The organism is Halorubellus sp. JP-L1 (assembly GCF_011440375.1).
In the GTDB taxonomy this organism is placed as follows: Archaea; Halobacteriota; Halobacteria; order Halobacteriales; family Natrialbaceae; genus Halorubellus.
In genome coordinates, this window is record NZ_JAAOIR010000003.1 from 165731 (window position 1) to 189832 (window position 24102).

Below are 24102 nucleotides of genomic sequence, written 5' to 3' on the forward strand. Positions count from 1 at the left end.
TGACCCGGTTGCAACCAGAGGGTATGCCACCGCTCCTAGAGACCGAGGACCTCAGAAAGACGTTCGGGGCTATCCTCGCCAACGACGGCATCTCGCTGTCAGTTTCGGAGGGTGAAGTGCGCGGCGTCATCGGACCGAACGGGAGTGGGAAGTCCACGTTCTTCAACACGATCACGGGCTTCTACCGTCCCGACGGCGGCACGGTGACGTTCGACGGCGAGGACGTGACCGGCTGGTCGTCCCACCGCATCGCCCGACGCGGCCTCGTCCGAACCTTCCAGATCGTATCGCCGTTCGAGGACCTCACCGTGCGCGAGAACCTGCTCGCAACGCACTCGAGGGGGTTCCGAGTCGAGGACGAGAAGCAGGCGAAGGCCGACGAGATCCTCGAGTTCCTCGAGATCGACCATATCGCCGACAACGAGGCCAGCGAGATGAGCGGCGGCCAGCAGAAGCTCCTCGAGCTGGCGCGCGTCCTGATGCTCGACCCGAAGTGCATCCTGCTCGACGAGCCGACCGCTGGCGTCAACCCGGCGCTCCAGGACCGCATCCTCGACCGACTCGTGGAGATGAACGAACGGGGGACGACGTTCGTCATCGTCGAGCACGACATGGACCTGGTTCGGGAGTTCGCGGACACCGTCACCGTCTTCGACCAGGGGAAGGTCATCGCCGAGGGGGACTTCGACGAGGTCACCGCTCAGCAGGGCGTCCGCGAGGCCTACCTCGGGACCGAGGACAGCGAGGAGGTGCTGCCATGAGCCTCGACGACGCGACTACTGACCGATCGACGGACGACGCCGGGGCGCCGCCGCGACTGGTGGGCGAGGACATCGTCACCGGTTACGGGAGCAGCGAGATCCTCCACGGGATCTCCGTGCGGAGCCACGACGGCGTCACCTGCATCTTCGGGCCGAACGGGAGCGGGAAATCGACGCTCATCAAGGCCCTGAACGGCAAACTCGACCTCTGGGAGGGCACTCGTCGCATCGGCGACAGGGACTGCTCTGACGCCTCCGCGAGCGACATGGTGAAGTCCGGGGTCGTCACCGTCCCGCAGGACGGCGGACTGTTCCCGTCCATGACGGTCCACGAGAACCTGCTCGTCGGCGGGCACACCGTCGACGACGGGCAGGTCGTTCGGGACCGCATCGAGGATGCCATCGACGCGTTCCCCGCCCTGGAGGAGAAGCTGGACGCCAAGGCACAGTCGCTGTCCGGCGGCCAGCAGATGATGGTGTCGTTCGCGCGGGCGATGGTGACCGGCGCGGACATCCTGTTGCTCGACGAACCGTCCGCGGGCCTCCAGCCCTCGCTGGTCAGCGATCTGATGGACCGGATCGTCGGACTCACGGAGCACGGCGTCCAGGTCGTGCTCGTCGAGCAGAACGTGACGTCGGCGATGCGCATCGCCGACCACGTCTACATCCTCGCGCAAGGAGAGAAGCAGTTCGACGGCGTCACCGAGGACCTCTCCGAGGAGGACGAGCTCATCGAGGTCTACCTCGGACTGGGATAGTCAGGGCTGGAGGTGCGTTGAGAGTGCGCGGGGCGCTGCGGGGCCGCGGCGACAGGCGTCCCACAGGTCGGACGCTCGCTGGTCGCCGAGGACGGGCGTGACGAGTTCACGGAACTTCTCCTCGATCTCGGACTCGGTATACGGTCGTTCGGCGTCGCCTTTCGCGGTGACGACTTCCTCGACGAGCGTGTGGCCGTCGGCGAGCGTAACGGTGACGCGAGCGCTTCGTTCGTCGGGGAGGCGAGCGGTCATCTCGTCGGTCGCCTCGACCGCGATGCGGTCCGCGAGGTCGATGACGGCGTCGGTGAGGGCGTCGTCGACGAACGCCTCCTTCCCCGACGTGTGGTTGACGATGCGCGTGGCGACGGCGAACGGCACCGAGAACTTCGCCTGTAGCGCGTTCCGCGGACGGGGTTCGTCGAGGTCGGCGGCGGTGGGATAGGTCTCGACGCGGACCGACGCGACGTCGTCGGCGTCGAAGCCGTTCGCGTCCTGGAGTGAGCCGAGGGCGTCGAGCGTCGGGTGCGTGTAGCGGCAGGCGGCGTGGCGCTTGAAGTAGCCCCGCGTGACCTCCCATCGCTCGCCGAGGGCGGCGTCCAGCTCGGTGCGGTCGACGCCGTCGGCGGTGGCGAGTTCGAGGTGGCGGCCGGTTCCGTCGTCGAGGCCGGTGAGGCCCGCGGCTGCGAGGTCCGCGGCGAGGAGGCCGGTGGCGTTGGCCATCCCGGCGAACGTCTGGCGGACCGTCGCACCCTCGGTGGCGGCGGCCATCAAGGTGTGCTGGGCTTGGTTAGCGGCGATCCGCATCGCCTGGAGGGTCGTGTCATCGTCGTAGTCGCGGAGGCTGGCGACAGCGACGGCCGCACCGACGGGTCCCCAGACGCCGTGGGGGTGGTAGCCGTCGGCGAGCGGGTAGCAGGCGCGGGCGACGCGCGTGACCACCTCGTAGCCGGCGACGAACGCGACGAGGAGGTCGTCGCCGCTCGCGTCCGCGACCTCGGCCTCCGCGAGCGCGGCCGGGAGCGTGTGGATGGAGGGGTGGCCGGCAGCGTACTTGTGGCCCTCGTCGAGTTCCAGGACGGTCCCGACGCTCCCGTTCGCCAGCGCCGCGTACACTCGGGAGGTGGTGGTGTCGTGGCCGACCACCGACGCGTCGCCGGGGACCGCCCCGCAGGTATCGTCGACGAACCGGGAGAGGTCCGGGTCGGTGGACCCGCCGACCATCGCCGCTACGGTGTCCGCGAGGACGAGACGGGCGTGGTCGCGGACCGCCTCGGGGACGTCGTCGACCGCGAGGCCGGCGGCGAACGCGGCGGCCGCGCGTTCGTGGCTGGATCCGGTCATCGAACCGCCTCCGTCCGTTCGGCAACCTGCGTACCGACCATGTAGCCCTCGGTGAGTGCGGTCATCAGGTCCATGCCGGGGATGTAGACGTTCGGGTCGCCTCCCTCGAGACTCTCCGAGGCGTTCCCGCCGGCGTAGAGGTTGTCGACCGGCGTGCCGTCGGCGCGGAGACAGCGGAGCCGGCGGTCGACGCGGATGCCCTGGCGAGCTTTCACGTACATTGGTCGGATCTTCGCGGCGTAGAACGTCGGTTCGAGTTCGTGGGGATACGCCCGGCCGTAAGCCGGGTCGTCGCCGTTGACGTCCGCGATGGTCTCGCGGAGCGCGTCGGCGTCGAGACCGTATAGTGCGGCGAGTTCGTCGACGGAGTCGGCGGTGTCGAACGCGCCGTCGTCGAGCACGTAGCCGAACTGGTGACTGGTGAGGTCGGCGTCGAGGAACTCGTCGACGATGGCCCGATCGAGGATCAGGTAGCCCGTCCCGTGCTCCTGTTCGAGGATGCGCATGTCCATGACTCGGTAGGGGACGTCTCCGCAGTCCATGAACCGCTCGGCGCTCTCGTTGACGATGATCGAACCCGCCTTCACGAGTTCGTTCGGGAGATAGATGCCGTCGGGCACGCTGAACGGGCCGTGCATGTCGTAGAGCGGGACGTCGAGCGCGAGGTCGAGTTCGTCGGCGACCCGGATGGCGTCGCCGGTGTTCTCGCGGGTCCCCCAGTAGTCGAGCTGGGCGAGCTCGGGGAACCGGTCGGTGACGAGTTCGCGGTCCGCGGCGAACCCGTCGCATGCGAGGAGGACGTAGTCGGCGCGGACGGCGTGATTGGGCTGGCGGCGCGGGACCGGGTCGGGGTTCTCCTTCGAGACGACGCCGATGACCGCGTCGGTGTCCTCGTCCAGCAGGAGCTGGTCCATCGGGAAGCCAGTGCGGACGTCGACGCCGTTCGACCGGATCGTCCCTTCGAGGCGGTCGGTGAGCGGCTGCCCTGCGCGCGGAACGACGCCGTCGTCCCGCACTGGGTAGTGGGTGCGGTGGACGCGGTGACCGGGCATCTCGAACCTCCCGCGGTGGAGCGTGAGTCCGGCGCCGACGACGTCCCCGAGGAACTCCATCGCGGCCCCCGAGTTGCCGGCGACGGTGGTGATGAGGTCGCGGTTCAGGTCGTACTTCGCGCTCGATTCCGCGGTCTGCTGGTCGACGAGGTCCTCGCAGAAGGCGTCCGCGGAGTCGTCGATGCCCACCTCGCGCTGGTGTGGGGTATCGACCCCGCAGATCTGGCCGGTGGCGACCCGTGCCTTCCCGCCGAGGCGGTCGGCCTTCTCGAACAGCGTCACGTCGACGCCGTGCTGGCTGGCCGCGGCGGCGGCGGTGAGGCCGCAGCCACCCCCGCCGACGATCGCCAGTTCGGTCTCGTGGTCCCAGTCGACCCGCGCAGGGTCTACGCGTCGGACGAACATACACCCTGTTCGTGGGTTGCAGACGCCATAACACTAGTGGGAAGGTCGGGTCCGTTACCCGGGTTCATGGGCTGGTGGCGATACCCGAGTGGGTGCCAGGAGGCACGTACTGGCGGTCGTATCCGTTGACCGTCTGCCAACGTTCCCTCGACGGTGTTCCTCTAGCAACAACTTTATACTCACTCGACCGAAACCACACGGTATCGCCTAGCATGAGTGACGATAACAACACTAGCAGACGAAACTACATCAAGACCGCCGGGGCGGGCGTCGCCGCGGTAGGAATCGCTGGCTGTACCGGGAACGATGGCGGCGGTGACGGCGACGGCGGCGACGGCGGCGACGGCGGCGACGGCGGTGACACCGACACCACGTCCGGATCGAACGGCGGATCGGCGCCCGACGAAATCCTCATCGGCGGGAATCATCCGCTGTCCGGCTCCCTCTCACGTGCAGGGGTCGCGATGGCGAACGGTGGCCGTCTCGCCGTCAAGCACATCAACGACGGCGGCGTCGTCCCCGGATTCGAGGACGGCGGCATCCCGGCACTCGACGGCGCCGAACTCGCATTCGAGGCGAGGGACAACAAGGGCGAACAGGAACTCGGCGGCGAAGTCGAACAGGAGCTCATCGACGCCGGCGCGAAAGTCCTCACCGGCTGTTACAGTTCGCCCGTGACCCTGGCCGCGACGCAGGTCGCGGAGCGCTCGCAGATTCCCCACGTCGTCGACGTCTCCGTCGCCGACGGCATCCTCCAGGGCCGAGACGCCGAGTACACGTGGCGGGTCTCACCGAACGCGAACCGGTTCGCGGAGAACTACGCCGAGTTCATGCCGAACCTCGCCCGCGCGAACGACAAGACCTACGACACCGCGTCTATCGTCTACCTCAACACCGCCTTCGGGCAGGCGATCCGCCAGCACCTGAACACCTACCTCCCGGAGAACGACGTCGAGGTCGTGATGGAGGACGCCTACGAGTTCGGCCAGTCCAGCATGGACACCGAGGCGACGAAGGTCAAGCAGACCGACGCCGACGCGTTCGTCTTCGTCGGCTACGCCGGCGGCGGTATCCGGATGATGAACTCGTTCCAGAACGTGAACTACCGGCCGTCCCTCATGACCGGCTGTTCGACGCCGACGTACACGTCGGTCGACGCCGTCACGGAGATCGGGAGGTACGCGAACGGCGGCTTCGGGAACAACTACGACTTCAACTACAACCTCGACTGGACCGACAAGATCTTCGCAGACTACCGGACCGAGTTCGGTGAGCCCCTCGAAGTCATCCACGCGGCGATGACCTACACCACGGTCGTCACCGTCGCGAACGCCATCGAGGAAGCCGGGTCCGCGAACGTCGACGACATCAACAGCGCACTCGGGAACGTGTCCGTGTCCGACCATCCCGCGGCGATGGGGCCGGTCACCTTCCGCGACGACCACGAGAACGAGAACGGGATGGCGCCGATGCTCAACGTCAAGAACATCGACCCCCAGGTCGTCTGGCCCGAGGAGTACGCCGAGACCGAGCCGGTGTTCGAGTAACGCCAGAATCCCCAACCACCTCACGTTCGCGCGGTCCGCACACGCAATCCCCAGCGTCTCCGATGGCGCAGGCCCACGTTTGGCCATCCGATCAGCAAGTGCCATCCGAATCGACGGCCGGAACCGTGCTACGGACAGGGGCAACCATTAAATAGAGAATCTCCGAAACACCATATCATGCTACCGCTGGTCACTGGCAGCCAGATACTCGAGCCGTTCCGCAACTTCTGGACGGACCTATCGGCGCTCGACCCTGTTCTCTTGCAGCTGGCGGCGTTCGCCGTCCTCCTCGGGGGCGTGTACGCGCTCGCCGCGCTCGGGTTGACGATGATCTTCGGCGTCATGGACGTCATCAACTTCGCGCACGGGATGTTCCTCGTCGTCGGCATGTACACGGCGTGGCTCGTCTCCTCGAACCTCGGCTTCCCGGACTACGTCGGGCTCCCGATAGCGATCATCGCCGCGACGGCGTTGATGTTCGCCGTCGGTTGGATACTGAGCGTCCTCACCATCGAACCGATCATCGAAGCACCCGAGGAGAACCAGTTCATCGTCACCCTCGGGATCTCGTTCATCCTCCTCGCGGCGCTCCGCCTCCGCTTCTCGACCCAGTCCCGCCAGATCAACCTCCAGTTCGGCGAGCTACAGATCGGGGGCACGTTCATCCCGTGGGCCCAGCTGGCCGCCGTCGGCATCGCCGTCGCCGCGATCGTCGCCGTCTACCTGTTCCTCCAGTACACCAAGCGGGGGCGAGCCATCCGCGCCACCGCCGACAACCGCGACGGCGCCTGGTACATGGGTATCGACGTCCCGCGCGTCGACCACCTGACCTTCGGGCTGGGAGCCGCACTCGCCGGGCTGGCGGGCGCTTCCATCGCGCTGTTCTCGCCGTTCAGCCCCTCCGCTGGCGACGTCTACCTCGTCCGGGCGTTCATCATCGTCGTCCTCGGCGGACTGGGGTCGTTCCCGGGCGCCCTCGTCGGCGGGCTCGTCATCGGGTTCATCGAGGTGTTCGGCGGCTACTACCTCCCCGGCACGTTCGGTGACGTCGTCGTGTTCGCGCTGTTCGTCGGTCTCCTCTACGTCAAACCCACCGGGCTGTTCGGCACGGAGGCAGAGCGATGAGTGCGGAGTCCACGCCCCTCGAGGGCGTCAGCGACGCGTACTCGCGATTCGACGAGCACCGGTACAGTTCACTCGCGAAGGGCGTGCTGGGGTTCGCGTTGCTCGCCGCGCTCCCGTTCCTCTCGAAGAACACGCCTCTCGGTGGGTTCCTCTCCGTCAACGTCCTCGTCGTCACCCTCGTGTTCGCGTACACCAGTCAGGCGTGGAACATCGTCAGCGGGTTCACCGGGTACTTCTCGTTCGGGCACGCGGCGTTCTTCGGCCTCGGCGCGTACATCGCGACGAAGCTCGTCGTCGCGTATAGCGTCAACCCCTGGATCGGGCTGCTCGTCGCGGCCGTCGTTGCGGCCGTCGTCGGACTGGTCGTCGGTTACCTGAACTTCCGGTACCGACTGAGTGGGCACTACTTCGCGCTCGCCACGTTCGCGTTCGCGATGCTCCTCCAGGTGACGTTCCGGAATCTGGGGGAGTTCGGCGGTGCCGTCGGCATCTACCGGCCGTTCCCGCGGGACTACATGACCAACCCCGAGTACGGTCTCGTCGCCATGCAGTTCCGTAGCCCCGAACCCTACTACTACGTCATCCTCGCGTTCCTCGTCATCGTCACGGTGGCGGCGTGGCTCATCAAGAACAGCCAGATGGGGCTGTACCTGTTCGCCATCCGCGAGAACGAGGACGCCGCGGCCAGTATCGGCATCTCGACGTACCGCTACAAGATGGCCGCTACCGGCATCAGCGCGTTCTTCACGGCGTGGGCGGGGACGTTCTGGGCGTTCTACCTGGAGCTCATCCGGCCGGAGACCGTGTTCGGCCTTTTCAAGAACGTCCAGATCCTCCTGCCCGCAGTCGTCGGAGGGCTCGGTACCATCGCCGGGTCGATCGTCGGGGCGTTCGTCATCTTCCCCCTCAGCGAGTTCCTCCGCCTCAACTTCGGGGACCTCGCGGGCGCCGACGACATCGTCTACGGGCTCTCGCTCGTCCTCATCGCGCTCCTCCTGCCGAACGGCGTCCTCTCGCTCCCTGCTCGAATACGGTCGCTGCTCGGTGGAGACGACGACGAAGACTGAACGACGGCCATTCACGCCGGGTTTCCCGGTGCTCTCGCCCGGTCAGGGCCGGAGTGCTGTTCCGACGTCGCGCACCGACCTGTTCCTGATATCCAGCACTGCCTCCAGTGCCACGTCCGGGTCGTCGACGCCGTGTTCGAACAGATCGCCGAAAAGCGCGTGCAGGTCGGCCTCGTCCGGTGCGCGTCGGAAGTCGCCGGGCGGGTCGACGCACTCAGCGTCGACGGTCCGGCCGTCATCGTGGGTGACCTCGACGCGGGCGCTCCAGTGCTCGGGGAACGTCTGCTCGTAGGTCGGGTCGTGGTGGAGGTGGACGCGTTCGGCGAGCGCGAGCGTGTCTGGGTCCGAGAGGGCGTCGCCGTGGAAGTCCTCCAGCCAGAGGTCGCCCGACGCGAGGTATCGCGCGAGGACGAACGGGATGGAGAACTTCGCGCTCGTGTACGTCGAGACGTCGTGGTAGTCGAGGTCGCACGCGTTCCGGTACGTGTAGACGTCGATGGACTCGACCGCGTCGACGTCGACGTCATCGACGATCTCCTGGAGCGCGCCCAGCGGCGGGTGCGTGTATCGGCACGAGGGCGTGAACTTGAAGTATGACTCCCGGACGTTCCAGTGGTCGCCGAGCGTCCGGAACCAGCGGTCGAAGCCGCCGTCGGTCAGGTCGTCGAGGGGCCCGTAGACCTCCCCCATCGCTGCCTTCGAGCCTTGGAGGCCCGCGGCGGCGGTAAGTGCGGCGTCGACGCCCGCCTGCGCGGAGAACCCGGCGGTGAAACTCCGCGACGTCGGCCCTTCTTCGTAGGCGTCGTGCATGGAGACGACGGCGAGGTTCGCCGCGATGCGGAACGCGTTCCGCAACTGGTCGTCGTCGAGGTCCATGCAGAGCGCGCCGGTGAGCGCGGGGCCGACGGTCGTCCACGTCGAGTGCGGGTTGCGGACCAGCCACGGGAGTGCGTCGTTCATCCGGTCCTTCATCGCGAAGATCCCACGTTCGAGTCGCGTGCATATCTCGTAGGCCTTCACCGCCGCCTCGACGAACGCCTCGCCGTCGGCGTCGGCGTGCTCGGCGAGCGCGAACCCGCCACCGACGATGCTCGCGCCTACGTGCCCGCCCGTGTTGTGCCCCTCCTCTATCTCCTGGACGATGGCGGCGGACGTGTTCGCGAGGGCCGCTTGCCCGGGTGCAGCACTGCGGTCGGTGCCGAGGACGGTCGCCGTGCCGTCCGCGAAGTCCGCGCCGTTCGCGACCTCGTTGACGTCCGCCAGGTTCGCGCCGGCCGTCGCCGCCGCGAGGACGTCCGCCACGACGAGGGCGCCCCGGTCGAGGACGTCGTCGGGGACTGGCTCCTCGAGGAACTCGTACGTTTGCTGCTCCCATACCGGCAGGTCTGCGGTCGCTGTCATGTGTGAGACAGGGACACGCCCCGGCATAACTCTTGGCGTCCTCCGGGGACAGTCGGCACCATCACCCGCACAACTATTACCCTGAGAGCCCCACGCAAGGGTATGCTGGATTACGTCTCGCTGGAGAGCGATCTTGGCGACGAAGAGCGCATGATACGCGACACCGCCCGCGAGTTCGTCGACGAGAAGGTCCGCCCCGACATCGGCCAGCACTTCGAGGACGGCACCTTCCCCACGGAACTCATCCCAGAGATGGGCGAACTCGGCTTCTACGCCCCCAACCTCGAAGGGTATGGGTCGCCGAACGTCTCCGAGAAGGCCTACGGCCTCCTCATGCAGGAACTCGAAGCGTGTGACTCCGGACTGCGTTCGATGGCGAGCGTGCAGGGCGCGCTCGTCATGTACCCCATCCACGCGTTCGGTAGCGAGGAACAGAAGGAACGATGGTTGCCCGACATGGGCATGGGCGAGAAGGTGGGCTGCTTCGGGCTGACCGAGCCCGAACACGGCTCGAACCCCACGGCGATGGAGACCAGCGCCGAACGCGACGGCGACGAGTACGTCCTGAACGGCTCGAAGACGTGGATCACGAACTCGCCGATCGCGGACGTCGCCGTCGTGTGGGCGAGGGACCGCTCCGAGGACGACGACCCCGTCCGTGGGTTCCTCGTCGAAACTGACCGAGACGGTGTCACTACCAACAAGATCACGGAGAAGCTCTCGCTCCGGGCCTCCATCACCGGCGAGATCAGTCTCCAGAACGCACGCATCCCCAGAGAGAACCGTCTCCCGCACGTCGAGGGGATGAAGGGCCCGCTGTCGTGTCTCACGCAGGCGCGCTACGGCATCGCGTGGGGCGCCGTCGGCGCCGCCCGCGACGCCTTCGAGACCGCTCGCCAGTACGCGCTCGACCGCGACCAGTTCGGCGGCCCCATTGCCAGGTTCCAGCTCCAGCAGCAGAAGCTCGCGGAGATGGCTACGCAGATCACGCTGGGCCAACTGCTCGCGCACCGGCTCGCGGACCTCAAGGAACGAGGCGACCTCCGCCCGCAGCACGTCTCCATGGCGAAGCGCAACAACGTCGCCATGGCGCGCGAACAGTCGAAGGTTGCCCGCGAGATGCTCGGTGGGAACGGCATCACGACCGACTACTCGCCGATGCGGCACATGGCGAACCTCGAGACCGTCTACACGTACGAGGGCACGCACGACATCCACACGCTCATCCTCGGCGAGGACCTCACCGGCATCGCCGCCTTCGAGTGACGATGGTCGGCGAAGCGAAGGAGCCAGACGAGGACGAAGGGCCGCTTTCCGGCGTGACGGTACTGGACGCGTCGCGGGTGCTCGCGGCACCGTTCTGCGGGATGCAGCTTGGGGACCTCGGTGCGGACGTCATCAAGGTCGAACGCCCCGGCGTGGGCGACCAGACCCGCGGCTGGTACCCGCCCACGTACGGGGACGACGCGGACGGCGAGAGCGCGTACTACCTCAGTATCAACCGCAACAAGCGCTCCATCACGCTGAATCTCGCGAGCGAGGACGGCCGCGAGGTGTTCCGCGACCTGGCGAGCGAGGCGGACGTCCTCCTGGAGAACTTCCGCGTCGGCAAGATGGACGAGTGGGGTCTCGGTTACGAGGATCTCAAGGCCGAGAACCCTGGTCTGGTGTACGCCCACATCACGGGCTACGGCGAGTGGGGGCCGGACGCCGAACGTGCTGCCTACGATATCATGATGCAGGCCCGGGGCGGGATGATGAGTATCACCGGCGAGGAGGGCGGCGCCCCGGTCCGGGTAGGTGTCGCGATCGCCGACCTTGGCGCGGGCATGTACGCCACGCAGGCCATCCTCGCTGCGCTCTTCCGGCGGGAGTTCGCGGGCGACGGCGAAGGACAGAAGGTGGACGTCAGCCTCTACGACGGCCAGGTGGCGTGGATGACTTACATGGCGTCGTACTACTTCGCGTCCGGCGACCCGCCGGGGCGGATGGGGAGCAAGCACCCGACCATCGCGCCCTACCAGGCGTTCGAGACCCGTGACGACTACATCGTGGTCGCCGTCTCCAGTGAGAACATGTGGCCGCGGTTCTGTCGCGCCATCGACCGCGAGGACCTGATCGACGACCCCCGGTTCGCGGAGAACGCCGACCGCGTACGGAACCGGGACGAACTGGACGCCATCCTCGACGCTGAACTCGCCGACTACCGAACGGTCGAGATCGCCGATCAGCTGGACGAACACGGCGTCCCCGCGAGTTCCGTCAAGGACATGGCCGATGTCTTCGACGACCCCCAAGTGGACGCACGACGCATGCACCAGCACGTCGAGCACCCCACAATCGGCGACGTCGAGATGCCTGGGAGTCCGATGCATCTCTCGAAGACCTCCACCAGCATCCGCCGTCACCCGCCGCTTCTCGGTGAACACACTGACGAGGTCCTCCAGGAGTTCGGGTACACTGACGAAGACCTCGAACGGCTGAAACGAAACGACGCCATCTAGGATCGGCTGGTCCGGCCGTCCCCCGGTGGCGATCCACGACCGCAATATCTCGGTGAAGGTGACGCAGCGTCGAACGTGCCACGCTCCCGAATTATGACAGATATGAATTTATATAAAAATACTGGTGGTAACGGAGTCTCGGATGGTCATTCTGACCGCGAAGCAACACTAGCTTCCACCGGTTTCCCGAGCCGTCGGGCGAAGACGGATTACGTTCGTCGAATTCGGAACTCGGGACACGTTCGATGGGCCGCCCGCGGATCGAGGTCGGGCGACTCGTCGACGAACGAGGCTTCGAGGGTTTCGTTCTCAACTGATGCGGCTCTATACGACCTACAACGGCCGCTAGAAGAAGCTGAGCGATCTCCTCTCGTTCGACCGTCGCGTACGGGCGGAGGAGACCGACCATGTTGGGATGCAGTAGCTCGACGACGACTACGAGACCGTCTCCGGGATGGCGGGGACCGATGTCGGATCCGTGTGGTCGATTATACTCGCACGGCCCTGGATAGAAACGGAACCGACCCTCTCACGAAACACATAACGACGAACTTACAAGTTTCGATATACATAACTTTCTATATGTATGTGGTGGGCGGGTGGAACGACGGGGCGTGACGAGGAGCTCCGGGGAGCACACGAGCCGGTCCACGAACTGCACACCGAAGCGTCCGAACTATGTCCGGAAGGACAGCGGAAGGTGTGGGGGAGCGAACGCAGCTGTCGGGGGTTCGTCGCCGTCGACTACCCCGGCCTACAGTGGATTGCGGCGGTTCACGTGTGGACGCGGACGACGTGGCCGCCGCACCCGCACTGCTCGACGTACTCCCAGTCGACGTCGTCGTCGAACGCGTCCTCGAGCGCCGAGAAGAGGTACTCGGATGGATGGCCGTGGTTCGCGTGCGTCACGAGGTTCACGTGGTTGCCGTCGGCGGTGTGTTCGACGGCCTCGATCGCCTGCCGGACGACGATTTCGCGGTCGTCGCCGTGCTCGGGCTTCTCGAGGTTCGCCGACCAGGAGTTGTCGTGCACGCGGTCGGTGACCGGTTCGGCGTCGTGGTCGTGCTCGTGGTCGTGGGGCGTACTGGACATCGTCGATAGGTACGGGCCGTGAGATGGAGATGGTTTCGGTCGCGGAAGCCGTGCGACGAGCGACTGGGACACCGTGCCGGTTACCGCGGCGTCGACCGGTCGGGAGTATTCGCCTGAACGTTCTTCCGTTCGTATCGCGACGTACTAGACGTATGTGCCTCAACCGCATCGCGGACCGGGTCGAGTCATGAAGGCGTCGGACCTGCTGGTCGCGTGCCTGGAACGCGAGGGCGTCGATCACGTGTTCGGTGTCCCCGGCGAGGAACTCGAGGACCTGCTGTTCTCGATCCGGGACTCGACGGTGACGTTCGTCCCGGTGCGTCACGAGCAGGGCGCGGCGTTCATGGCGGACGTCCACGGCCGACTGACCGGCGACGCGGGCGTCTGCCTCGGCACGCTCGGGCCCGGGGCGACGAACCTCCTCACGGGCGTCGCCGACGCCCATCTGGACAAGAGCCCGCTGGTCGCGATCACGGGCCAGGGCGGGCTCGAGCGCCTCCACCAGGAGAGCCATCAGGCGATCGACGTGCTGCGGATGTTCGGGCCCGTGACGAAGTGGAACACGCAACTCGACAGTCCGGACATCGTCCACGAGGCCGTCCGGAAGGCGTTCAAGGTCGCGGAGTACGAGAAACCCGGCGCGACGCACCTGGAGCTCCCCGAGGACGTCGCCGCCGAGGCGACCGACGCGCGGCCGCTCGAACGCCGGGAGCGAGTTCCGTTCGCCGCACCCAATCCGGAGACGCTCGCTCGCGTCGAGGAGCGCTTGCGGGCGGCGGACCGACCGATCGTGATCGCGGGGAACGGTGCCGTCCGCACGCACGCCGCGACGCAACTCCGCGAGTTCGTCGAGGAGACCGGCATCCCGGTCGTGTCGACGTACATGGGGAAGGGAGCGGTGTCCGACGCCGACGAGCGCTCGCTGATGACGCTCGGGTCGGGGAGCGACGGCGAGGCGACGGCCGCTATCTCGCGATCGGACCTCGTCCTCACCGTCGGCTACGACATCGCCGAGCACGACCCGGCGGACTGGAACGACGGCACCGCGGTCCTCGTCCACGTCGACAGCGAACCCGCGGAGGTGTACGAGGCCTACGACCCCGAGGTCGAGGTGATCGCGGACAGCGGTCGAACCCTCCAGGCGCTCACTGACTGGGCGCGGTCGGCCGAGCCGTCCTTCGAGACGGAGTGGTTCCAGGACTACCGGGCGCGGATCGTCGCGGACGTCGAGCGGACGCCGAGCGAGACGGCGCCGTTCACGGTCGCAGGCGTCCTCCCGATGTTGCGCGACGTGATGGCGCCCGAAGACGTGCTCGTCTCGGACGTCGGCAACCACAAGATGGAGATCGCGCAGCGCTTCCCGACGTACGAGCCGAACACGTGCATCATCTCGAACGGGCTCGCCTCGATGGGGATCGCGGTCCCCGGCGGGCTGGCGGGCGACCTGGCGGTCGACGCGAACGTCGTCGCGGCGACCGGCGACGGCGGCTTCCTGATGAACGCCGCGGAGATCGAGACGGCGACCCGGACCGGCTGTGGCTACACGATCGTCGTGTTCAACGACGACGACTACGGCCTCATCTCGAAGAAACAGCGCGACCACACGGGCGAGTCGTTCGGCACCGGACTGACGAACCCGGACCTCGTCGCGTTCGCGGAGAGCTTCGGCATCGACGGGTACCGGCCGGAATCGAGCGCGGAGCTGCGGGACGCTCTCGAGTCCGCCGTCGGCGGCGACATGGCGCTCGTCGAGGTCCCCGTCGAGTGACGACCCGTGGCCGCAGACTGCCGGTGGCCACTCGAGACGCGAACGTGTTCGAACGCAGTTCCTTGGCGGCGGCGACCGTAGCATTCCATACTAATGGCGGACGGCACCGAGTGTCCAGTCTGGAATCCGGAGTCGTGCGAGGGAACGTCGTCGTGTCCGCCCCGGTGTCCGCGGTACGTCGCGCCCGACGGCACCGCGTACACGATCTATCGACTCGCTGACTGTCCGGTCCGTCGCACGGACGAGGTGGCGGCTGTCACCGGACTCGACCCGGCCGTCGACGACGGGCTGGTCGCGTTCCGTGCGGACGCCGTCGACGCTTGGGTGGAGCGACTCGACGGAGCGACGGGACGGAGTTCGAGCGAGGAGGGGCGACGCTGGGAGGCGACCGTGCACGTGGACGACGGAGCCTCCCCCGTCGTCGGCGTGGAGCTCGTCAGGCAGCTCGTCGCCGAGGCCGTCGACCGAGAGGCGGACTCGCTCTGCGTCCACGCACCGGCAGCCGTCGCCGACGCGGCCGTGCGGGACCTCGACGGTGCGAACCACGCGACTGACGACCAGAGAAGCGACCTGACGCACTCCGAGGGCGCTGACTCCATCGTCGTCGACCTGGATTCGGACGGGGCGCGGCGGACGACCCGGACGCCGGCGAACCGCGGCGACGTTCGCGTCTCCCGGGACCTGGACGCGCTGTTCGCGCCGGAGACGGTCGCCGTCGTCGGTGCGACCGACCGTGAGGGCGCCATCGGCCGCGCGGTCGTCGAGAACCTGGCGTCGTCGTTCGCGGGCGAGGTCGTCCCCGTGAGTCGGTCGACCCAGAGCGTCCTCGGACGGGAGGCGGTGAAAGACGTGAGCGAAGCCGACGCGGACCTGGCCGTCGTCGTGCTGCCGGCGGACGCGACCGTCGACGCCGTCCGCGACGCCGGGCAGGCCGGCGTCGACGCCGTCGCCGTGCTCTCCGCGGGCTTCGGCGAGAGCGACGACGAGGACGGCGCCAGCCGCGAGCGAGCGCTCCGCGAGATCGCCGCGGAGCACGACCTCGTGCTCGTCGGCCCGAACGCGCTCGGCGTCCTGAGCACGCGCCGGTCGATGAACGCGAGCTTCGGGCCGTCGCTCCCCGACCCCGGCGGCGTCTCCGTCTTGAGTCACTCCGGCGCGGTGGTGACGGCGACGCTCGACTGGGCGGCCTCGAACGACGTCGGCGTGCGCGACGTCGTCTCCCTCGGGAACGGCACGGGAATCGACGAGGCGGACGTCCTCCGGTACTGGGGCGCGGACCCGGACACCGACGTCGTGTTCGCGTACCTGGAGGACGTCCAAGACGGCGACCGGTTCGTCGAGGCGGCCCGCGAGGTGTCGCGCACGACGCCCGTCGTCGGGCTGAAGTCCGGTCGGTCCGAGGCGGGTGCGTCGGCCGCGGCGTCCCACACGGGCGCGCTCGTCGGCGACGACGCCGGGTTCGACGCCGCGTTCGACGCGGCTGGCGTGGTGCGTGCGGCGAGCCAACAGGCCGCGTACGACCTCGTCGGCGCGTTCGCACGCCAGCCCCTGCAGCGCGGCGACCGCGTCGCCGTGGTGACGAACGCCGGCGGCCCGGGCGTCCTCGCGACCGATGCGGTCTCGGACGCCGACCTGTCGCTCGCCTCCCTCTCGGCGGAGACGCGAACCCGCCTCGCCGAGTCGCTGCCAGACGCCGCGAGCGTCACCAACCCGCTGGACGTCCTCGGCGACGCGACCGTCGACCGGTTCGTGAACGCGCTCGAGGTCGTGCTCGCCGACGACGGCGTGGACGCGGCGATCGTCGCCTCGACGCCGCACCCGCTCGTCGACGGTCCGGAACTCGTCGCCGGGATCGGCGACGCGAGCAGGCGGTACGGGAAGCCGGTCGCGACCTGCTTCTCGGGCGGTCCACCGACCGCGGAGACGACCGCCGCGCTCGCGGACGCCAGCATCGTGAACTATCCCGACGCGGACCGGGCGGCGAACGCGCTCGCAGCGCTAGCGACCCAGGCCGAACGTCGGCGACACCCCAGGCACGCCCCCCAGCCAGTCGACGCCGACCGAACGCGAGTCGCCGACGTGCTGGACCGCGCCGCGTCCGAAGGCCGCGACACGCTCGGCGTCAACGCGATGGCGGTCCTCGACGCCTACGGCGTGTCGACGCCGGCGGGCGAACTCGTGACGTCCCCGGCGGACGCGGCGCGGTTCGCGACCGCCGCGGACGGCCCGTTCGCGATCAAGGTGGCGAGCCCGGATCTGGTCCACAAGTCCGACGTCGGTGGCGTCCGCGTCGGCGTCCCCGCCAGCGACGTCGAGGACGCGGTCGCCGAAGTGCTCGAGACGGTCCACGAGCACGCTCCGACCGCGGACGTGACGGGCGTGCTCGTCCAGGAGCTCGCCCCCGACGGCGTCGAGTGCGTCGCCGGCGTCACCCGCCACGCCCGCTTCGGGCCGATGGTGACGTTCGGCCTCGGCGGCGTCCTCGTCGAACACCTCGACGACGTCGTGCACGGCCTCGCACCGCTCTCGCAAGACGACGCCCGCCAACTCGTCGAGTCCGTCGACGCCGCCGAAATCCTCGACGGCGCACGCGGCTCGGACCCGGTCGACCTCGACGCCCTCGCGGCCGCCCTCGTCCGACTCTCCTGGCTCGCAGTCGACCACCCCGAACTGGTCGAACTCGAGGTCAACCCGTTCGTCGCGACGCCGGACGGGGCGGTCGCCGTCGACTTCCACGCCGAACTCCAGAACGACAAGTAGGACTGCAGGGCTGGGAGCGTTCGCCGACTATTCGAAGTCGCCGCTTGCGTCTCTCACAGTAAGCCTGCCACGACGAGGAGGGCGATCGCGACCACGCTCGCAGCGAGGAACCAGGGTCGCGCTGCCGTCGCTGCAGTCGCCATCGATTGGTTCGGCGAGATATCGCGTAGCTTTCGGAAGCCGCCGTAGAGCGCTATCGGGAGGACGAGCCACAGGCCGACCATCGTCAGGACGAGGTGCCCACGCCCCGTCGACTGGAGGCTCTCGAACGTGTAGAGCGTCCCTGCGAGGTGGCCGCCGGTGAACAGCAGTCCCAGTACCGACGCGATCGTGAGGTACGAGAACCGACGCCCGATGAGCGCCAGCGCCTCCTCGCCGAGCAGTTCTCTACGGGCCGCAGGGAGCACGCCGCCTGCGACCACGAGCGTTCCGCCGGTCCACAGCGCCGCGAAGACGGTGTGAATCGTCATCACGACGTCGAGCATCGACACCATCACTGCCCCTCCACGGTCGAACGGGCTGCTCGCCCCGAATTCGGGGTCTCGTCAGTCGATTCGCGAACCTCTAGCGAGGTGCGTACGTTCCGTTCGCTCCGACGGTGAAGACCGGCGTGCATCGTTCGCCCGAATCTGGGACGGCAATAGGTAAACAACGATGGAAGCATCCCAGAGTGTGGGAGTGGGGCGTGGCCGGCGGCGTCCAGCGACGGCATCGTCGACTGCCGACCATCGGCGTCTCGGAACACCTGCAACTCCCACGTCCTGGGACGACCCGATAGCTCTAAACGACCATCGTCACAAGATGGATGTAACTGGCGGCGCACTCGGCTCCGAGTCGAGGCGCCTCGAGAACACTATATTCGAATGACCGAGGAATACGTCGACCGTACGCGGCTTTCGCTCGTCCCCTCGCGGTCGAACGAGACGCGGACAGCGACCGACGTGGACCGAGAATCCTCGACGGACGACGACGACCCGCCCGTGTCGGCAGTCCTCCGATCGCTCGACGACGACAAGTGCAGGGCGATACTCGCGACGCTGGACGAACCGAAGTCCGCGACCGAACTCTGCGACGAGTGCGACCTCTCGAGTTCGACGGTGTACCGGAAACTCGAGCGACTCCGGGACGCGGCACTCGTCAAGGAGTACACCGAGGTCCGCAGCGACGGACCGAACGCCACCCTCTACGAGCGGCACTTCACGGACGTCTCGATCAGTATCGACGGCGACGAGTTCGCGGTCTCCATCGACCGACCAGCGGAGGACCCGGAGGAACGGTTGGCGACCTTCTGGTCGGAGATGCGGCGAGAGTCATGACGGACGCCATCGTCGTCGTCCTCGGCCTCGTCAAGGTCGCCGCGCTCATACTCGGGGGCGTCGTCTCCCTGTTGGCGTATCGCGCGTATCAGCGAACGCGGATCGAGGGCCTCCAGTACTTCGCAGTGGGTCTCGTGGTCATCACGATCGGGACGTTCCTGGTCGGTGTCCTCCACCACGTCTTCGCCATCCCGAGCGTTCAGGGGATGCTCTTCGAGAGTCTCGTCGCCTGCGCCGGCTTTCTCGTCATGATCTACGGCCTCTACGGCCACTGAACGGTTCGGGGGCGACGACGCGTCCTCGACCTCGATGTCCTCACTAGCAAATGCATTCGTGGCCCTGGCCAGACTGCCCGACGATGTAGGCGTGCAGTTCCTCGGCGAGCGCGTACATTTTCTCGGCACGGTCGGCAGCGGCGAGCCCATCCCGATAGTACGTCTTCGCCCGATGGTCCCGCCAGAGTTCCGCGAGCTCGTTCGCAGTCGTCTCGGAAAATGTGCCAATCCGAGCGGCTTCCCCGTAGACGCCGGGATGAGTGCCGGGGAGTTCGTCGGGGTCAGTAGTACCTCGCTCGAGGAGTCGAAATTCGACTGTTCGTTCGATAGCGACGAACGACGCTTCGATCACGAGCGTGTAGAATTCCTCGTCGCGGAGTGCGTCTGCGCCTGCCAGGAGGCGGCATGCTTTCCGGAGTTGCAAGAGCGCTGGGCTACTGACGTCGAGACCGGGTTCCACGTGGGTCGGTCGTCGGTCGAACGCAGCTTGCGCATCGGCGATGAGTTGTTCGATGCGAGTGCTACTCATCGGCAAACACCTCGGTTCGGAGTGCGGTCAGCTCTCCGCTCCCGTGGACTGCGATGCCTTCCTCGAAGATTTCCCGGAGTTTCGATCTTGCTCGAGTTGCGCTCTCAGTGGTCTCGACGTAGGGCTCGAACTCGAAGCGCTCGCCATCGAACCGTTCTGCTTCCAGATCGGTCACGACCTCGGTGACGGTTCGTCTGGCGGTTGTCCGGTCGCCACGAACGACGACGAACAGATCGATGTCGCTGCGCCGGTCAGCCTCACCGCGAGCGACGCTCCCGAAGACGAGGACTCCCACGAGATCTTCGACCTCGTCGGTCGTTTCGAGGGCGTTTGTTACGCGGTCGACGAATTCTCGTGTCGGCGGGCGGAACTCCGGTTGCTCGATGGCGAAGACGGGGTCGTCCTTCTGGAGGCGTTCCGGGTGTATCGAGACGTAGTTCCGCTGTGGCGTCTCGCGAACTCGGACTGCGCTGATGCTCTCGAGTAACTCGACGGCTCGCCACACGGTCGATCTGGACACGTCGGTCGCGTCGACAAGTTCGGGAATGGTGAACTCCGACTCGTGCGCATCGGCAAGAACTCGAAGAATCTCATCGGCCGCTTCTATCCGGAAGACTGTGCCATCGCTCGGCGAGGGCACGTCCACGCAGATACTTATACCTCGTCCCATGAAATCGGACACTATCCGATACTGTGCAACGACATATAAATATGGTGCCAAGGGGAAACTCGCTGTTCACCCTCTCCTCGTGAAGGGTGAGCGATACCGCCACGGCGCATCGTCCTCCAGAGCAGTTCTGAAGGGGGACGTGACCTCTGAGGAGATCGTGACCGTCAGGCGGTCGGCGTCGCCGTCGCTTCGGCAGCGTCGCGGTGCGTTTCGAGGTATTCCTCGGCGTCGAGTGCGGCCATGCTGCCGGTTCCGGCGGACGTGATCGCCTGTCGGTACCGGGGGTCGGCGACGTCGCCGGCGGCGAACACGCCGTCGGCGTCCGTCCGCGCTGTCGGCCGACCAGTGTCCTCGGTCTGCGTGAAGACGTAGCCGCTCTCGTCCCGTTCGACGGCAGTCCCTTCGAGGAATCCCGTGTTCGGCGTGTGGCCGACGGCGTAGAACACGCCGCCGACGTCGACCGTCTCTCGTGCGACGTCGACGCCGGACGCGGCCCTCTCCCTGGGGTAGCCCTCGGGATGGGAGACGAGCGTGACGCCGGTGACGCCATCGTCCCGCGAGCCGTGGATGGCGTCGAGTTCCGTGTTCCAGCGGAACTGGACCGACTCGTGCTCGCGAGCGCGGTCGGCCATGATCTCGGATGCGCGAAGTTCCTCGCGACGGTGGACGACCGTCACGGTGTCGGCGAACTTCGCGAGGAAGAGCGCTTCCTCCATCGCGCTGTCGCCGCCGCCGACGACGAGGACGTCGTCGCCGCGGTGGAACGCGCCGTCGCACGTCGCGCACGTCGAGAGTCCGTGCCCCATCAATTCGTCCTCGTTCTCGGCGCCGACCCAGCGTGCGCTCGCGCCGGTCGCGACGATCAGCGCTCGCGTGCGGATCGAGTCGCCGTTCGACAGCGAGAGCGCTATCGGGTCGTCGTCGAGGACGGCATCGTCGATGCGGCCGTGCTGGAACTCGGCGCCGAACTTCTCGGCTTGCTCTTTTCCCCGTTGGACGAGGTCCATGCCGCCGACGCCGTCGGGGAACCCGAGGTAGTTCTCGACGTCGGTCGTCAGCGTGAGCTGGCCGCCGGGCTCGTCGCCCTCGAGCACGAGCGGGTCGAGGTCGGCGCGCGCGGCGTACACAGCGGCCGAGAGGCCAGCGATCCCCGACCCGGCGACGACGAGGTCGCGAACGTCCCCGGTCATCTACTGGCTGTAGGATTCGACGAGCGTTCGAAGTTCCTCCTCGCTCTGGAGGCCGACGAGTTCCTCGACCTGGTCGCCGTCGGCGAACAGGACGAGCGTCGGGACGCCACGGACGCCGTAGGCCTGCGCGAGTGGCTGGTTGGCGTCGACGTCGACCTTGGCGACGGTCGCGTCGGTGTCCGCGGCGAGCGTCTCGACGACGGGTTCGAGCATCTGGCAGGGGCCACACCAGTCGGCGTAGAAGTCCACGAGGACGACGTCGTTCTCGGCGACGAGGACGTCGAGTTGTGACTCGCCGTCGACGTGGCGGGGTTCGTTCGCGGTGGCGGTGCCGGCGTCGGCTGCAGTATCAGTCGTCATCATCAGTTCCTACGAACCGGCACCAATTAAGAGTTTTGGAGAATATTCACAATACCGCACAACCGAGTTCTGTGACCAGGAACGCGGTCTTCCCACTCGGCCCCCAGGGTCGTGTCTCACCGACCGGAAGTCTTGTAGGGTGCGCACAGATGAGTAGAGAAGAGAGAGAAGACGGCGTTAGCCTTCGACGGGAGGAGCCGAGGCCTCGGACTGCTCGTACTTGTCCTCGAACTCCTGGATGAGCTGGCCCATCTTCGCGTACCAGTCGTTGAGCAGTCGCTGCATCTCGTCCGCGATCTGGGACGGGTCCGTCGGCGAGTAGACGTGGTAGTAACCGCCCTGGTCGTAGTTGATCTGGTCCTTCTCGATGAAGCCGGTCTGGAGCAGGCGCTGGACGGCTCGGTACGCGGTGGAGCGTTCGCGGTCGACTGCCTCGGCGATCTCGTCGACGGTCAGCCGTTCGTCCGCCTCGACGAGTGCCTGGAAGCACTCCTTGTCGAGCTCCTTGAGGCCGTGGAAACACTCGAGCAGACCCTCGCAGGCCATGTCTCGACGGAGCTGTTCGGACATCGAATCGGGCATGGTTATCGTCGGTATATTGGCTCCGGGCCATTAAAAGACTTTTGCACAGTCTGCACAATTTCGCGGTTGGCGGTAACGGTTTGACTGACAGGCGGTTTGGAGCGACGACGGCCTAGTCCGCAGCGGACGCCTGCCGGCGACGCGTCACGCGGAGCGAGGCGATCGTCGTGTAGAGGATCGCGACGGCGACGACGACTGCCGCGCCGACGACGAGGACCAGACCGAGCGTCTCCAGGGTGGGGCTGCCGACGAAGCTGCCGACCTCGCCGATGCCGACCGCGATGGCGCCGACCAGTAGCATGCCGCCGAAGTAGCCCTTGATGCCGTCGGAGTCGACGACAGCGGTCGCCGCGGAGCCGACCCGGGCGCCGAGTGCGCTCCCGAACAGCAGCGGCGCGACGATGCCGAGGTCGACGCCGCCGCCCTGGCCGTAGAGGTAGCTCCCGAGGCCGCCGGAGAAGACGATCTCGAAGAGGTCCGTCCCGACGGCGACGGGGACCGGGACGCCGATCGCGTACAGCATTGCGGGCATCCGGATGAAGCCGCCACCGACGCCGAGGAAGCCCGAAAGCAGGCCGGTTGCGAAGGCGACGCTAGTGATGACCCACACGGAGACGCGGACGTCGCCGCGGAGCGTCACCATCGGCGGAATCCGAACCGTCCGCTGGATCTTCTTCGCGATCTCGGGGATCTCGTACTCGCTGAGGTCCCTGTCGGCTGCCTCGTGGTCCATCCCACCGCCGCCGCCGTCACCGTCGCCGCCTTTCAGGGCGTCGCGGGTGACCATCGCGCCGACGCCGCCCAGGAGGACGACGTAGGCGACGCTGATGATCCCGCCCGCGAGTCCCAGCGACTGGAGGTAGTAGACGCTGGCGCGCCCGGCCTCGATGCCGATGGTGGTCCCGGTGATCATGATCACGCCGAGCTTGTAGTCGACCTGCCCGAGGTCGTGGTGTTTGAGGGTCGCGATGACGGCCGTCCCGAAGACGAACGCCATCCCGCTCCCGACCGCGACGGGTGCCGGATAGTCGAGCATCAACAGGGCGGGCGTCACGAGGAACGAGCCGCCCATGCCGAAGAACCCGAAGAGGATGCCGACGACGAGGCCGAATCCGACGAACAGCGCCAGCATCTCGGGGCTCGTCCCAAGGACGTCGAGCACGTTGGGGAGGTTATCGAGCATCCGATTCACCTCCGATCAGGAACTTCATGAGGTGGGGTCCGAAGAGTCGTTCGAGACCGCCGTAGCCCACGTACAGCACGATGGCCTCCAGGAGGATCGTGCCGATGAGCAAGGCCGTCTCCGGGTCCCACGTCGGTACCGCTAGTCCTGCCATCGATTCTCACTCCGATCTTCGAACGCGGAAATTCGCTGTTGGCACATTTCTGCTCGGTTCCTCCTATCCCTCTCATGCCTATAACGGTTTTGGGATTACTACACAATACTATATTCGGGTAACCCCCGCGGGACCACCGATAACCCACTGATAACGTATGGAGCCTGCTCGGCCTCCGACCACCTGTAGTGCGAGTCGAATCCGCCGAGCGCACGCGTCGGGGGACGACTCCCGAACGAGAGCACGCTCGCGCGCCCAGATC

The 24102-nt window shown here is 67.1% G+C and carries 23 protein-coding genes; 11 read left to right on the forward strand and 12 right to left on the reverse strand.

Features of this window, described 5'->3' with window-relative positions; all coding sequences use genetic code 11:
- The first annotated feature begins 23 nt into the window (after window positions 1-23).
- A complete protein-coding gene (locus G9C85_RS18705; RefSeq protein WP_205254375.1) occupies window positions 24-761 on the forward strand; it encodes an ABC transporter ATP-binding protein in 738 nt (245 codons plus the stop codon).
- Entirely contained in the window at window positions 758-1519 is a 762-nt protein-coding gene (locus tag G9C85_RS18710; protein ID WP_205254376.1) for an ABC transporter ATP-binding protein, read from the forward strand. Before G9C85_RS18705 ends, G9C85_RS18710 begins: the two co-directional genes overlap by 4 nt.
- On the opposite strand, the gene G9C85_RS14580 is transcribed toward G9C85_RS18710, so the two are convergent.
- A complete protein-coding gene (locus G9C85_RS14580) occupies window positions 1520-2860 on the reverse strand; it encodes an MmgE/PrpD family protein (RefSeq protein WP_166041284.1) in 1341 nt (446 codons plus the stop codon).
- On the reverse strand, window positions 2857-4317 hold the full coding sequence (locus tag G9C85_RS14585; RefSeq protein WP_166041285.1) for an FAD-dependent oxidoreductase: 1461 nt from the start codon (window positions 4315-4317) through the stop codon (window positions 2857-2859). Before G9C85_RS14585 ends, G9C85_RS14580 begins: the two co-directional genes overlap by 4 nt.
- A 212-nt stretch (window positions 4318-4529) precedes the next feature.
- Here G9C85_RS14585 and G9C85_RS14590 point away from each other — a divergent pair, with 212 nt between their 5' ends.
- The 3 genes from G9C85_RS14590 to G9C85_RS14600 all read left to right on the forward strand — a co-directional run bounded on the left by G9C85_RS14590 (window position 4530) and on the right by G9C85_RS14600 (window position 8056).
- Entirely contained in the window at window positions 4530-5864 is a 1335-nt protein-coding gene (locus G9C85_RS14590) for an ABC transporter substrate-binding protein (RefSeq protein ID WP_166041288.1), read from the forward strand.
- Between the two features lie 177 nt (window positions 5865-6041).
- Entirely contained in the window at window positions 6042-6989 is a 948-nt protein-coding gene (locus tag G9C85_RS14595; RefSeq protein ID WP_166041290.1) for a branched-chain amino acid ABC transporter permease, read from the forward strand.
- Window positions 6986-8056 (forward strand): branched-chain amino acid ABC transporter permease, encoded by a 1071-nt coding sequence (locus G9C85_RS14600; protein WP_166041292.1) that lies wholly within the window; start codon window positions 6986-6988, stop codon window positions 8054-8056. The genes G9C85_RS14595 and G9C85_RS14600 overlap by 4 nt, the downstream gene beginning before the upstream one ends.
- Window positions 8057-8098: 42 nt before the next feature.
- Here G9C85_RS14600 and G9C85_RS14605 read toward each other — a convergent pair whose 3' ends face one another.
- Window positions 8099-9457 carry an MmgE/PrpD family protein gene (locus tag G9C85_RS14605; protein ID WP_166041294.1) on the reverse strand — a complete coding sequence of 453 codons (1359 nt, stop codon included), beginning with the start codon at window positions 9455-9457 and terminating at the stop codon, window positions 8099-8101.
- A 102-nt stretch (window positions 9458-9559) separates the two neighbouring features.
- Between G9C85_RS14605 and G9C85_RS14610 the strand changes: the two genes are divergently transcribed.
- Both G9C85_RS14610 and G9C85_RS14615 read left to right on the forward strand, forming a co-directional pair.
- Window positions 9560-10723: an acyl-CoA dehydrogenase family protein gene (locus tag G9C85_RS14610; protein ID WP_166041296.1), complete on the forward strand. Its 1164-nt coding sequence runs from the start codon at window positions 9560-9562 to the stop codon at window positions 10721-10723.
- Window positions 10724-10725: 2 nt separating this feature from the next.
- Window positions 10726-11961 (forward strand): CaiB/BaiF CoA-transferase family protein, encoded by a 1236-nt coding sequence (locus G9C85_RS14615; RefSeq protein ID WP_166041298.1) that lies wholly within the window; start codon window positions 10726-10728, stop codon window positions 11959-11961.
- 774 nt (window positions 11962-12735) lie between these two features.
- Here the strand turns inward: G9C85_RS14615 and G9C85_RS14620 are convergent.
- Window positions 12736-13053, reverse strand: coding sequence for a CGCGG family rSAM-modified RiPP protein (locus G9C85_RS14620; RefSeq protein ID WP_166041300.1), 318 nt, complete (start codon window positions 13051-13053; stop codon window positions 12736-12738).
- A 187-nt stretch (window positions 13054-13240) separates the two neighbouring features.
- Between G9C85_RS14620 and G9C85_RS14625 the strand changes: the two genes are divergently transcribed.
- Window positions 13241-14821 (forward strand): acetolactate synthase large subunit, encoded by a 1581-nt coding sequence (locus G9C85_RS14625; RefSeq protein ID WP_166041302.1) that lies wholly within the window; start codon window positions 13241-13243, stop codon window positions 14819-14821.
- Between the two features lie 93 nt (window positions 14822-14914).
- Window positions 14915-17581: an acetate--CoA ligase family protein gene (locus G9C85_RS14630; RefSeq protein WP_166041304.1), complete on the forward strand. Its 2667-nt coding sequence runs from the start codon at window positions 14915-14917 to the stop codon at window positions 17579-17581.
- 53 nt (window positions 17582-17634) lie between these two features.
- Here the strand turns inward: G9C85_RS14630 and G9C85_RS14635 are convergent, their stop codons facing one another.
- Window positions 17635-18075, reverse strand: coding sequence for a CopD family protein (locus G9C85_RS14635; protein WP_166041306.1), 441 nt, complete (start codon window positions 18073-18075; stop codon window positions 17635-17637).
- A 369-nt stretch (window positions 18076-18444) separates the two neighbouring features.
- Here G9C85_RS14635 and G9C85_RS14640 point away from each other — a divergent pair, with 369 nt between their 5' ends.
- Together G9C85_RS14640 and G9C85_RS14645 are read left to right on the forward strand one after the other, a co-directional pair.
- Window positions 18445-18897, forward strand: a complete 453-nt coding sequence (locus G9C85_RS14640; RefSeq protein WP_166041308.1) for a helix-turn-helix domain-containing protein — start codon at window positions 18445-18447, stop codon at window positions 18895-18897.
- Complete coding sequence (locus tag G9C85_RS14645) at window positions 18894-19172, forward strand: hypothetical protein (RefSeq protein WP_166041310.1); 279 nt, start codon at window positions 18894-18896, stop codon at window positions 19170-19172. The genes G9C85_RS14640 and G9C85_RS14645 overlap by 4 nt, the downstream gene beginning before the upstream one ends.
- Window positions 19173-19215: 43 nt before the next feature.
- Here the strand turns inward: G9C85_RS14645 and G9C85_RS14650 are convergent, their stop codons facing one another.
- From G9C85_RS14650 to G9C85_RS14680, 7 genes are all read right to left on the reverse strand, one after another.
- Complete coding sequence (locus G9C85_RS14650; protein WP_166041312.1) at window positions 19216-19701, reverse strand: hypothetical protein; 486 nt, start codon at window positions 19699-19701, stop codon at window positions 19216-19218.
- Window positions 19694-20371 (reverse strand): nucleotidyltransferase domain-containing protein, encoded by a 678-nt coding sequence (locus tag G9C85_RS14655; RefSeq protein WP_166041640.1) that lies wholly within the window; start codon window positions 20369-20371, stop codon window positions 19694-19696. Before G9C85_RS14655 ends, G9C85_RS14650 begins: the two co-directional genes overlap by 8 nt.
- Window positions 20372-20535: 164 nt before the next feature.
- Window positions 20536-21561, reverse strand: coding sequence for an NAD(P)/FAD-dependent oxidoreductase (locus tag G9C85_RS14660; protein WP_166041314.1), 1026 nt, complete (start codon window positions 21559-21561; stop codon window positions 20536-20538).
- A complete protein-coding gene (gene trxA / locus G9C85_RS14665; RefSeq protein WP_166041642.1) occupies window positions 21562-21921 on the reverse strand; it encodes a thioredoxin in 360 nt (119 codons plus the stop codon). It abuts the gene before it with no gap.
- A 177-nt stretch (window positions 21922-22098) separates the two neighbouring features.
- Entirely contained in the window at window positions 22099-22503 is a 405-nt protein-coding gene (locus G9C85_RS14670) for a helix-turn-helix domain-containing protein (RefSeq protein ID WP_166041316.1), read from the reverse strand.
- 112 nt (window positions 22504-22615) lie between these two features.
- On the reverse strand, window positions 22616-23686 hold the full coding sequence (locus G9C85_RS14675; RefSeq protein ID WP_166041318.1) for a sulfite exporter TauE/SafE family protein: 1071 nt from the start codon (window positions 23684-23686) through the stop codon (window positions 22616-22618).
- Window positions 23676-23840 (reverse strand): hypothetical protein, encoded by a 165-nt coding sequence (locus G9C85_RS14680; protein ID WP_166041320.1) that lies wholly within the window; start codon window positions 23838-23840, stop codon window positions 23676-23678. Before G9C85_RS14680 ends, G9C85_RS14675 begins: the two co-directional genes overlap by 11 nt.
- Between the last annotated feature and the right edge of the window lie 262 nt (window positions 23841-24102).

Bases quoted from the DNA above. Each gene is read 5' to 3' on its own strand.
- G9C85_RS14630 (WP_166041304.1), top strand. From the start codon at position 14,915: ATGGCGGACGGCACCGAGTGTCCAGTCTGGAATCCGGAGTCGTGCGAG.
- G9C85_RS14640 (WP_166041308.1), top strand. From the start codon at position 18,445: ATGACCGAGGAATACGTCGACCGTACGCGGCTTTCGCTCGTCCCCTCG.
- G9C85_RS14675 (WP_166041318.1), bottom strand. From the start codon at position 23,686: ATGCTCGATAACCTCCCCAACGTGCTCGACGTCCTTGGGACGAGCCCC.
- G9C85_RS18705 (WP_205254375.1), top strand. From the start codon at position 24: ATGCCACCGCTCCTAGAGACCGAGGACCTCAGAAAGACGTTCGGGGCT.
- G9C85_RS14585 (WP_166041285.1), bottom strand. From the start codon at position 4,317: ATGTTCGTCCGACGCGTAGACCCTGCGCGGGTCGACTGGGACCACGAG.
- G9C85_RS14590 (WP_166041288.1), top strand. From the start codon at position 4,530: ATGAGTGACGATAACAACACTAGCAGACGAAACTACATCAAGACCGCC.
- G9C85_RS14645 (WP_166041310.1), top strand. From the start codon at position 18,894: ATGACGGACGCCATCGTCGTCGTCCTCGGCCTCGTCAAGGTCGCCGCG.
- G9C85_RS14605 (WP_166041294.1), bottom strand. From the start codon at position 9,457: ATGACAGCGACCGCAGACCTGCCGGTATGGGAGCAGCAAACGTACGAG.
- G9C85_RS14655 (WP_166041640.1), bottom strand. From the start codon at position 20,371: ATGGGACGAGGTATAAGTATCTGCGTGGACGTGCCCTCGCCGAGCGAT.
- trxA (WP_166041642.1), bottom strand. From the start codon at position 21,921: ATGACGACTGATACTGCAGCCGACGCCGGCACCGCCACCGCGAACGAA.
- G9C85_RS14580 (WP_166041284.1), bottom strand. From the start codon at position 2,860: ATGACCGGATCCAGCCACGAACGCGCGGCCGCCGCGTTCGCCGCCGGC.
- G9C85_RS14615 (WP_166041298.1), top strand. From the start codon at position 10,726: ATGGTCGGCGAAGCGAAGGAGCCAGACGAGGACGAAGGGCCGCTTTCC.
- G9C85_RS14610 (WP_166041296.1), top strand. From the start codon at position 9,560: ATGCTGGATTACGTCTCGCTGGAGAGCGATCTTGGCGACGAAGAGCGC.
- G9C85_RS14620 (WP_166041300.1), bottom strand. From the start codon at position 13,053: ATGTCCAGTACGCCCCACGACCACGAGCACGACCACGACGCCGAACCG.
- G9C85_RS14625 (WP_166041302.1), top strand. From the start codon at position 13,241: ATGAAGGCGTCGGACCTGCTGGTCGCGTGCCTGGAACGCGAGGGCGTC.
- G9C85_RS14635 (WP_166041306.1), bottom strand. From the start codon at position 18,075: ATGGTGTCGATGCTCGACGTCGTGATGACGATTCACACCGTCTTCGCG.
- G9C85_RS14650 (WP_166041312.1), bottom strand. From the start codon at position 19,701: ATGAGTAGCACTCGCATCGAACAACTCATCGCCGATGCGCAAGCTGCG.
- G9C85_RS14680 (WP_166041320.1), bottom strand. From the start codon at position 23,840: ATGGCAGGACTAGCGGTACCGACGTGGGACCCGGAGACGGCCTTGCTC.
- G9C85_RS14660 (WP_166041314.1), bottom strand. From the start codon at position 21,561: ATGACCGGGGACGTTCGCGACCTCGTCGTCGCCGGGTCGGGGATCGCT.
- G9C85_RS14600 (WP_166041292.1), top strand. From the start codon at position 6,986: ATGAGTGCGGAGTCCACGCCCCTCGAGGGCGTCAGCGACGCGTACTCG.
- G9C85_RS14670 (WP_166041316.1), bottom strand. From the start codon at position 22,503: ATGCCCGATTCGATGTCCGAACAGCTCCGTCGAGACATGGCCTGCGAG.
- G9C85_RS18710 (WP_205254376.1), top strand. From the start codon at position 758: ATGAGCCTCGACGACGCGACTACTGACCGATCGACGGACGACGCCGGG.
- G9C85_RS14595 (WP_166041290.1), top strand. From the start codon at position 6,042: ATGCTACCGCTGGTCACTGGCAGCCAGATACTCGAGCCGTTCCGCAAC.